The sequence below is a fragment of the Lederbergia citri genome (genome assembly GCF_018343625.1).
Taxonomy (GTDB): domain Bacteria; phylum Bacillota; class Bacilli; order Bacillales; family Bacillaceae_C; genus Lederbergia; species Lederbergia citri.
On record NZ_JAGYPG010000005.1, the window covers coordinates 203,646 to 212,930 of the forward strand.

Annotated in this window: 5 protein-coding genes, 1 rRNA gene and 1 riboswitch; all 6 genes read left to right on the top strand. The window is 40.3% G+C overall.

What is annotated here, in order from left to right; genetic code table 11:
- Nucleotides 1-12 precede the first annotated feature (12 nt).
- On the top strand, nucleotides 13-840 hold the full coding sequence (nadE, locus tag KHA97_RS22550; RefSeq protein ID WP_213127047.1) for an ammonia-dependent NAD(+) synthetase: 828 nt from the start codon (nucleotides 13-15) through the stop codon (nucleotides 838-840).
- Between the two features lie 312 nt (nucleotides 841-1,152).
- The gene (locus KHA97_RS22555) at nucleotides 1,153-2,109 is read left to right on the top strand and encodes an AAA family ATPase (RefSeq protein ID WP_233713728.1); all 957 of its coding nucleotides are present in this window, start codon (nucleotides 1,153-1,155) and stop codon (nucleotides 2,107-2,109) included.
- Nucleotides 2,110-3,333 (top strand): DUF58 domain-containing protein, encoded by a 1,224-nt coding sequence (locus KHA97_RS22560; protein WP_213127048.1) that lies wholly within the window; start codon nucleotides 2,110-2,112, stop codon nucleotides 3,331-3,333.
- Nucleotides 3,333-5,513 (top strand): transglutaminaseTgpA domain-containing protein, encoded by a 2,181-nt coding sequence (locus KHA97_RS22565; protein ID WP_233713742.1) that lies wholly within the window; start codon nucleotides 3,333-3,335, stop codon nucleotides 5,511-5,513. Before KHA97_RS22560 ends, KHA97_RS22565 begins: the two co-directional genes overlap by 1 nt.
- A gap of 68 nt (nucleotides 5,514-5,581) precedes the next feature.
- A riboswitch (purine riboswitch) is annotated at nucleotides 5,582-5,683 on the top strand.
- Between the two features lie 269 nt (nucleotides 5,684-5,952).
- Nucleotides 5,953-7,506, top strand: coding sequence for a glutamine-hydrolyzing GMP synthase (gene guaA / locus KHA97_RS22570; RefSeq protein WP_213127050.1), 1,554 nt, complete (start codon nucleotides 5,953-5,955; stop codon nucleotides 7,504-7,506).
- Between the two features lie 324 nt (nucleotides 7,507-7,830).
- Nucleotides 7,831-9,285: ribosomal RNA gene (locus KHA97_RS22575) — 16S ribosomal RNA — on the top strand; the annotation flags it as partial.

Here is a 9,285-nt window from a genome sequence, read left to right on the forward strand (position 1 = left end):
GGAGGAATCACGATGGATGAACTCCAAAAGCAAATTATAGAAGAACTTAAAGTTCTCCCTGAAATAGACGCACAAGAAGAGATCCGTAAAAGTATTGATTTCATGAAGGAATATATGGAAAAATATATGTTTTTTAACGGATTTGTGTTAGGTATTTCCGGTGGGCAGGATTCAACACTTGTTGGAAAGCTTGCACAAATGGCCGTTGATGAATTAAATGAAGGACGAGATATAGAAAAATATAAGTTTATCGCGGTTCGACTACCATATGGTAAGCAGAGTGATTCTAATGATGTAGATGATGCATTGGATTTTATTAAACCAAGTGTTACGTATGAAGTGAATATTAAAAATGCAGTTGAAGCAAGTGTTGAAGCAATGCGAGAAGCCGGCGTTGAAATTTCAGATTTTACGAAAGGGAATGAAAAGGCGAGAGAACGCATGAAGGTTCAATACAGTATTGCTGCAATGTATAATTGTGTTGTACTTGGTACAGATCATGCTGCAGAAGCACTGACCGGATTTTTCACAAAATATGGTGATGGTGGTTCTGATTTAGTGCCAATCTACCGTTTAAATAAAAGACAAGGCAGACAAGTGCTCAAGGAGCTCTGCTGTCCTGAACACTTATATATGAAAGTTCCGACGGCAGATCTCGAGGACGATCGACCAATGCTTCCAGATGAAGTTGCCTTAGGCGTTTCATATGATGAAATTGATGACTACCTTGAAGGAAAAGAAGTTTCACATACAGCTAAAAATACAATCGAAGCAATATACCGTAAATCAGCACACAAACGACATATGCCAATCACTCTATTTGACACTTTTTGGAAGTAGATTGACTACGTTAAAGGACAGGTATAAAGTATCAAACAAACTGATGCTTTTTTCCTGTCCTTTCTTCTTTCATTTTACGGGAGGATTTTCCTGTTTTAGACAGAATATTATTGTTAAGGAGTATGTCTCTGTTAAAAACCATTGTTGAAATGGCGAATATATTGAAGGTGACTCTTGTTAGGTCACGAAAGACCTATATGCGTAATAAAATCATAAAGAGTCAATTGCAATCCCGCGAAAAGTGAGTACGGTGGAAATCAACAAGCTTTAACAGAGCTAATCAGAAAAATAAATAGACGGCGGTGTATGTGGATGAACAGCGATATGATGCAGCAGCAAATCAAAAAGATTTTACAAAACATTGAAAAAGTTATGATTGGAAAGACGGACGTGGCAAGACTTAGTCTTTTAGCCCTTTTGGCGGAAGGCCATGTATTGCTTGAGGATGTTCCTGGAGTAGGGAAAACGATGATGGTAAGAGCTTTGGCTAAATCCGTAAATGCAACCTTTAAACGAATTCAATTTACCCCTGACTTACTACCTTCTGATGTTCTAGGGGTCTCTATATATAATCAAAAGGAAATGGAATTTACTTTTAGACCTGGCCCAATAGTGGGAAATATCATTCTTGCTGATGAAATTAATCGTACTTCCCCTAAAACCCAATCAGCCTTGTTGGAAGGAATGGAAGAAAAGAGTATTACGGTAGATGGTTCGACTCTCCAACTGGAGAAGCCATTTTTTGTCATGGCTACGCAAAACCCGATTGAATATGAAGGGACATACCCGTTGCCAGAAGCTCAGCTTGATCGATTTTTATTAAAAATGAAAATGGGGTATCCTTCGGAAAAAGAAGAAGTAGAAGTATTAACGCGATCACAAAAAGTACCGCCAATCGAAGAATTGCAACCAGTTATCACATTGGTAGAATTAAGGGAACTTCAGCAACAAGTAAAAGAAACGTATATAGAAGAAACATTAAAACAATATATTGTTGAATTAGCGAATCGAACGAGAAAACATCCGAATGTATATTTGGGAGCAAGCCCTCGAGCCTCCATTGCTCTTATGAAAGCATCACAATCTCTTGCCTTTTTATCAGGACGTGATTATGTTATTCCGGACGACATTCAATATTTAATGCCTTTTGTGTTTTCTCACCGAATGATTTTAAAGGCTGATGCAAAATATCAAGGAATCACGACTGAACAAATATTAGAAGAGATCATTGAAAAAACTCATGTTCCAATCAAAAGGGCTGTTAAATAAATGAGATCTTTTTTTAAACGGAATCGAATTATAGCTAGAATCCAACCTTTTTTTGGGATGATTTTCTTACTTTTGCTATTAGCTCTAACATATGCGTTTGCCATGTTTCAAGGAGGATTTGTAAGCTGGTTTTTATTTTTTAGCTTTCTTCCCTTTGCCATTTATTCTATTGCTCTATTAATTTATCCATTAAATGATTTTCAAATTGATAGAGTCTTTACTCCGTTACAATTAACAGCGGGAGAACAAGTTACAGTAAGAGTATCATTGTGTCGGAAAATTCCTTTTCCTCTTCTTTTTCTAATTGTTGCGGACTGGGGACCAGATAACTTTTATAATCGCGGCAGTAAAAAAATCTTGTTTCCTGGCTTTAAAAGAAAAATGGAGTTTTATTACAAAATTGATGAAGTTCCTCGGGGAGAGCATATTTTTGAAGCGATTCGATTTAAAACCGGGGATGCACTTGGTTTAGTGGAAAAAGAAAAGTGGTTTGACAGGAGGGAAGTTTTATTAGTCTACCCTCAATATGTGGAGATTGAACACCGTGCTCTTGAAAGTCAATATGAGCAAGGGGGTACTGCTTCTGTAATGCAATTTCAAAAGGATACTTCACTTGTTGCAGGCATTAGGCAGTATCAGCCAGGAGATCGTTTTTCATGGATTGATTGGAAGGCGTTTGCTCGGACGAATGATATGATGTCTAAGGAATTTGAGATTAGGCAAACTAACGACCTTCTCATCATATTGGATCGAACGAAGACAAGGAGCTTTGAAGAAGTTGTTAAATTTGCTGCATCCGTAACAAAATCCGTTCTTAAATATGGTGGGCAGATTGGTCTATTTTCGGCAGGGAAAGATAAAACCTTTTTCCCGATCAGAGGAGGGGATCAGCAACAGCAGCAGATTTTTCTTCATCTAGCTAAGGTAAAATCAGATAGCGAGGTTCCTTTGGCAAATATTATTGAGACTGAAACAATTCTTTTTAAACAGCCTGCTGTCATGATCGTTATTACTTCCGTATTAAGTAAGGAACTGATTGATCAAGCTGGGGTTTATTTGCGACGCAGAGGAACGTTTATCGTATATTACATTAAAAAGAAAGATGACCCATTGAGCCAAGAGGAACTCATGGTTAGAGCAGCGGCTATGCAAAAAGGAATTTTTATGATACCGCTGTATGAAGGTGACTTTCGAAGAGCATTTTCGGAGGTGAAGCGGGCGTGATGAACAAACATTTCGTTTCTACCTTAATATTATATGTATTTGGTTTCTTGCTATTATGGGAATGGCTGCGGCCACTTAACCAAATTACTCATACTGGTCATTTATATTATTTCGTTATATTTATCGCTTTTTCTCTTTTGATAAATTTGCTCCCGGTCAATATCTGGCTCCGTCGATTGATCAAAGCAAGTACTATTTTACTTTTTACTTACTCTATTTTCGGTCGTCAGGATCTTAGTATTTTTAAGTGGTTCATGTTATTTTTAGAAGATGTTTATTTAAATATAAAATTATTGTTTTCTGGAAATATAAATGATTTATCAGATATGTTTCGGACACTTCTGTTTTTTATATTGCTTTGGATTATGACCTATCTCCTAACTTACTGGTTGACGATTAGGAAAAGGATTCTTATTTTTTATTTTATGACCATTCTTTATGTTAGCGTTTTGGATACGTTTACGATTTATAATGGAGAGTGGGCGATTGTTCGGATTGTCGTCCTCGGCTTTGCGCTGCTTGGAATATTATTTTTTCAGCGCCTTCTCGATAAAGAGCAAATTCAAAACCGTGGAAATCTCTTGAACAAGTGGGTTATTCCACTTATCGTTATGATTGTAGCAAGTGTTTTCCTCGGCTATGCCTCTCCAAAAGCAGGTCCGATTTGGCCCGATCCTGTTCCTTTTATTCAATCCAAAGCCGATAACGTTTTTCCGAGAAAAGGGGGGGTGTCGAGGATTGGGTATAGCCCAGATGATTCAAAATTGGGCGGTCCTTTTATAGGAGATAATCGGGTTGTTTTTGAAGTGAGAACACCGACGAAGCAATATTGGAGAGTGGAGACGAAAGATACTTATACCGGAAAAGGCTGGGAGGGTACTGAAGAATCTATTCAAGGAAAGTTTCTTTCAGGGGAAGATGCCCCTATGGATATTGCTTCAACAACGGATGAGCCGATGCGAAAAGCATCATTAGATTTCAAGATTTCCTATCCACATATAGTCTTGCCCTATGGTTTTTTTACAGTGCATGGTAATGAAGATGGATATTTTAAATATGATGCAGGTGAAAAAATCTTGTCTTATCATGCTGATGATTCACCTTCTAAGCTCACGCATTATGAAATTGACTATAGAAGAACAGCTTTTAGTTTAAAAGAAATGCGCACAACATACCCAAGTCAATTGAATTCTCCTGCCACGATTAGATTTACTCAGTTGCCATTGAATTTACCTGAGAGGGTTAGGGATTTGGCTGAGGAACTGACGAAAGATCAAGATAATTGGTTTGATAAGGCAAAAGCGATTGAAAGGTATTTTAAAAGTGGAGACTTTGTATATAGTCAATCCGATGTAGCAATCCCTACGGAGGACCAAGATTACGTCGATCAATTTTTATTTGACACAAAAAAAGGTTATTGCGATAACTTTTCAACTTCAATGGTTGTCCTTCTGCGTGCTGCTGGAGTTCCTGCAAGATGGGCAAAGGGGTATTCGGCAGGTCAATATAATGGTGAGACAGATGGAAAAGATCGAATATATAAGGTCACAAATAATGACGCTCATTCATGGGTTGAGGTCTATTTTCCTTCAGAAGGCTGGGTTCCGTTTGAGCCAACGATTGGATTTAGCAACCATACTACTATCGTGAATGATGAAGAAAAAGAAACGACTGCTCCTATTACACCAGCTATTCAGCCTTCGAAGCCAAATCAACTAGATAACAAAGATGATTTAAAGCAAAAAGAAAATAAACAAACGAAAAAGAAAGACGCAATAAGTGGATCTGCAATCATTAGTGCCTTTATAGCGAAAAGTAAATATATATTAGTAGGGATTTTGCTTGTTGTTATTATTACTGGAGCTTGGTTATATTGGCAAAGGAGCAAGTGGATACCGCATATTCTTTTGTGGAGATTTAAAAGAAAAAATGATGCAGACACACTGGTTCGTGCGTATGAAGAATTATTAAAGCAGCTTGATCGTTTTGGAATAAAGCGAAATATCGGGCAAACTCTCCGCGAATACGCCAGCTATGTTGATTTTCATTTTGATACGAAAGATATGAGTGACTTGACACAATGTTACGAGAGAGCGATCTACAGAGGAGACATGGTTGAAACAGAATGGGAATATGCGAGTAAGTTATGGGAAAATTTAATTAAAAAGGCAACAGGTTGACCATGTTTTAATTCAGGTTTAAAATAAAACGCAGGTTTAATCTTTGTAACGATAATTAAATTATTGATGTCGCCTAATTGGCGGAACTTCATATAATCCCATTAATATGGTATGGGAGTCTCTACGAGGTCACCTTAAATGATCTTACTATGAAGGCAGTTCTTTCCATAGGACAAGCAAACCCTTTTGTTCTGTCTTCTTTTAATACTGGAATTCTGCCTTCTTAGTATAATAAGATGGCGGAATTTCAGTTTTTTATTTGGTTATGTTAAAGCTGATGATTAATTTTACCACTTTGTTGATTTTATCTAAGGTTCCAATTGGAAAATGGTACATGAAAGACTCGCAAGTGCATAGCTCCGAAGTCGATTGACACCTTGGAAAACAAGCACATAGGGAGTAAATCTCAGCTTATTTAATATATTTTGGAGGGTACAATATGCCAGGGAAAACGGAATTGCATGATCAGGAAATGATTGTAGTTTTAGACTTTGGGAGTCAATATAATCAATTAATCACAAGAAGAATACGAGAATTTGGTGTATACAGCGAACTGCATCCCCATACCATTTCTGTTGAAGAAATTAAAAAAATGAATCCAAAAGGCATCATTTTGTCTGGAGGACCGAATAGTGTCTATTCCGAAAACGCGTTTCGCTGCGACGAAAAACTTTTTGACCTAGGGATACCGGTTTTTGGAATTTGCTACGGAATGCAACTAATGACAGTTCATTTTGGTGGACGTGTCGAAAGAGCAAAGGAACGCGAATACGGAAAAGCGTTGATACAAATTGAAGAAGGCGCACATTTATTTAAAGGGTTGCCGAATGAACAAGTCGTTTGGATGAGTCATGGTGATTTAGTACAGGATGCACCTGAAGGGTTTACTGTCGACGCTACCAATCCATCATGTCCAATTGCGGCAATGAGTAACGTTGAAAAGCAATTGTATGCTGTTCAGTTCCACCCTGAGGTACGCCACTCTATCCATGGTAATGAAATATTAAAAAACTTTGTATTTGAAATTTGTGGCTGCAAAGGTGACTGGTCGATGGAAAACTTCATTGAAATAGAAATGGAGAAAATTCGTCAAGAAGTCGGAGATAAAAAAGTATTATGCGCTCTTAGTGGCGGGGTAGATTCTTCGGTAGTGGCTGTATTAATCCATAAAGCAATTGGTGACCAACTGACATGTATTTTTGTTGATCACGGTTTGCTTCGTAAAGGTGAGGCCGACAGCGTCATGAAAACATTTAGCGAAGGCTTCCATATGAATGTTATCAAGATTGATGCTAGTGACCGTTTTCTCGGCAAGTTAAAAGGAGTAACAGATCCTGAACAAAAGCGTAAAATTATCGGTAATGAATTTATTTACGTGTTTGATGATGAAGCAACAAAGCTTAAGGGCATCGAATATTTAGCTCAAGGGACACTTTATACAGATATTATTGAAAGTGGGACTGCAACTGCTCAAACAATAAAATCCCATCATAATGTAGGCGGATTACCAGAAGATATGCAATTTAAATTGATCGAACCCCTCAACACATTGTTCAAGGACGAAGTAAGAGCACTGGGAACTGAACTGGGGATTCCAGATGAGATCGTTTGGCGCCAGCCTTTTCCAGGACCAGGTTTAGGAATTCGTGTTTTAGGTGAAGTAACTGATGACAAACTTGAAATAGTTCGAGAATCGGATTATATTTTGCGCGAAGAAATTAAAAAAGCTGGCTTAGAAAGAGAAATTTGGCAATACTTCACGGTGCTCCCTGATATTCGAAGTGTTGGGGTAATGGGAGACTCCCGCACATATGATCACACAATCGGAATAAGAGCCGTTACATCAATCGATGGTATGACGTCGGATTGGGCTAGAATTCCTTGGGACGTACTTGAAAAAATCTCTACGAGAATTGTTAATGAAGTGGAACACGTCAATCGTGTCGTTTATGACATTACTAGTAAGCCACCTGCAACTATCGAATGGGAATAGGAGAATTAATGTAGTAGACCTATTGGCAATGGCTAATAGGTCTTTTGTTATACTAGGATAATATTACCAATGAGTTTTATTTGTAAGTTTATTGACGTTATTATTATAAAATGATACTATTGTAAAACAGTCGACATAATCATTTGGTTGAAAAAATATTATACAAAATGGTTGACTGTTAAGCAGAAACATGCTATATTAATAGAGTCGCTTCTTGATGCGACATATTAGTTTGATCTTTGAAAACTGAACGAAACGAACGTTAAATTATTTATTTTAAACAATGGTTTTATACCATTGCCAGCAAATGAGCTAACAAACTACTTTTATGAGAGTTTGATCCTGGCTCAGGACGAACGCTGGCGGCGTGCCTAATACATGCAAGTCGAGCGGACCTGAGGGAGCTTGCTCCCAAAGGTTAGCGGCGGACGGGTGAGTAACACGTGGGCAACCTGCCTGTAAGACTGGGATAACTTCGGGAAACCGGAGCTAATACCGGATAACTTCTTTTCCCGCATGGGGAGAGGTTGAAAGACGGTTCTGCTGTCACTTACAGATGGGCCCGCGGCGCATTAGCTAGTTGGTGAGGTAACGGCTCACCAAGGCGACGATGCGTAGCCGACCTGAGAGGGTGATCGGCCACACTGGGACTGAGACACGGCCCAGACTCCTACGGGAGGCAGCAGTAGGGAATCTTCCGCAATGGACGAAAGTCTGACGGAGCAACGCCGCGTGAGTGAAGAAGGTTTTCGGATCGTAAAACTCTGTTATCAGGGAAGAACAAGTACCGTCTAACTAACGGTACCTTGACGGTACCTGACCAGAAAGCCACGGCTAACTACGTGCCAGCAGCCGCGGTAATACGTAGGTGGCAAGCGTTGTCCGGAATTATTGGGCGTAAAGCGCGCGCAGGCGGTTTCTTAAGTCTGATGTGAAATCTCGCGGCTCAACCGTGAGCGGTCATTGGAAACTGGGAAACTTGAGTGCAGAAGAGAAGAGCGGAATTCCACGTGTAGCGGTGAAATGCGTAGAGATGTGGAGGAACACCAGTGGCGAAGGCGGCTCTTTGGTCTGTAACTGACGCTGAGGCGCGAAAGCGTGGGGAGCGAACAGGATTAGATACCCTGGTAGTCCACGCCGTAAACGATGAGTGCTAAGTGTTAGAGGGTTTCCGCCCTTTAGTGCTGCAGCTAACGCATTAAGCACTCCGCCTGGGGAGTACGGCCGCAAGGCTGAAACTCAAAGGAATTGACGGGGGCCCGCACAAGCGGTGGAGCATGTGGTTTAATTCGAAGCAACGCGAAGAACCTTACCAGGTCTTGACATCCTCTGCCACCCCTAGAGATAGGGCGTTCCCCTTCGGGGGACAGAGTGACAGGTGGTGCATGGTTGTCGTCAGCTCGTGTCGTGAGATGTTGGGTTAAGTCCCGCAACGAGCGCAACCCTTGACCTTAGTTGCCAGCATTCAGTTGGGCACTCTAAGGTGACTGCCGGTGACAAACCGGAGGAAGGTGGGGATGACGTCAAATCATCATGCCCCTTATGACCTGGGCTACACACGTGCTACAATGGATGGTACAAAGGGCAGCAAAACCGCGAGGTCGAGCCAATCCCATAAAACCATTCTCAGTTCGGATTGCAGGCTGCAACTCGCCTGCATGAAGCCGGAATCGCTAGTAATCGCGGATCAGCATGCCGCGGTGAATACGTTCCCGGGCCTTGTACACACCGCCCGTCACACCACGAGAGTTTGTAACACCCGAAGTCGGTGGGGTAACC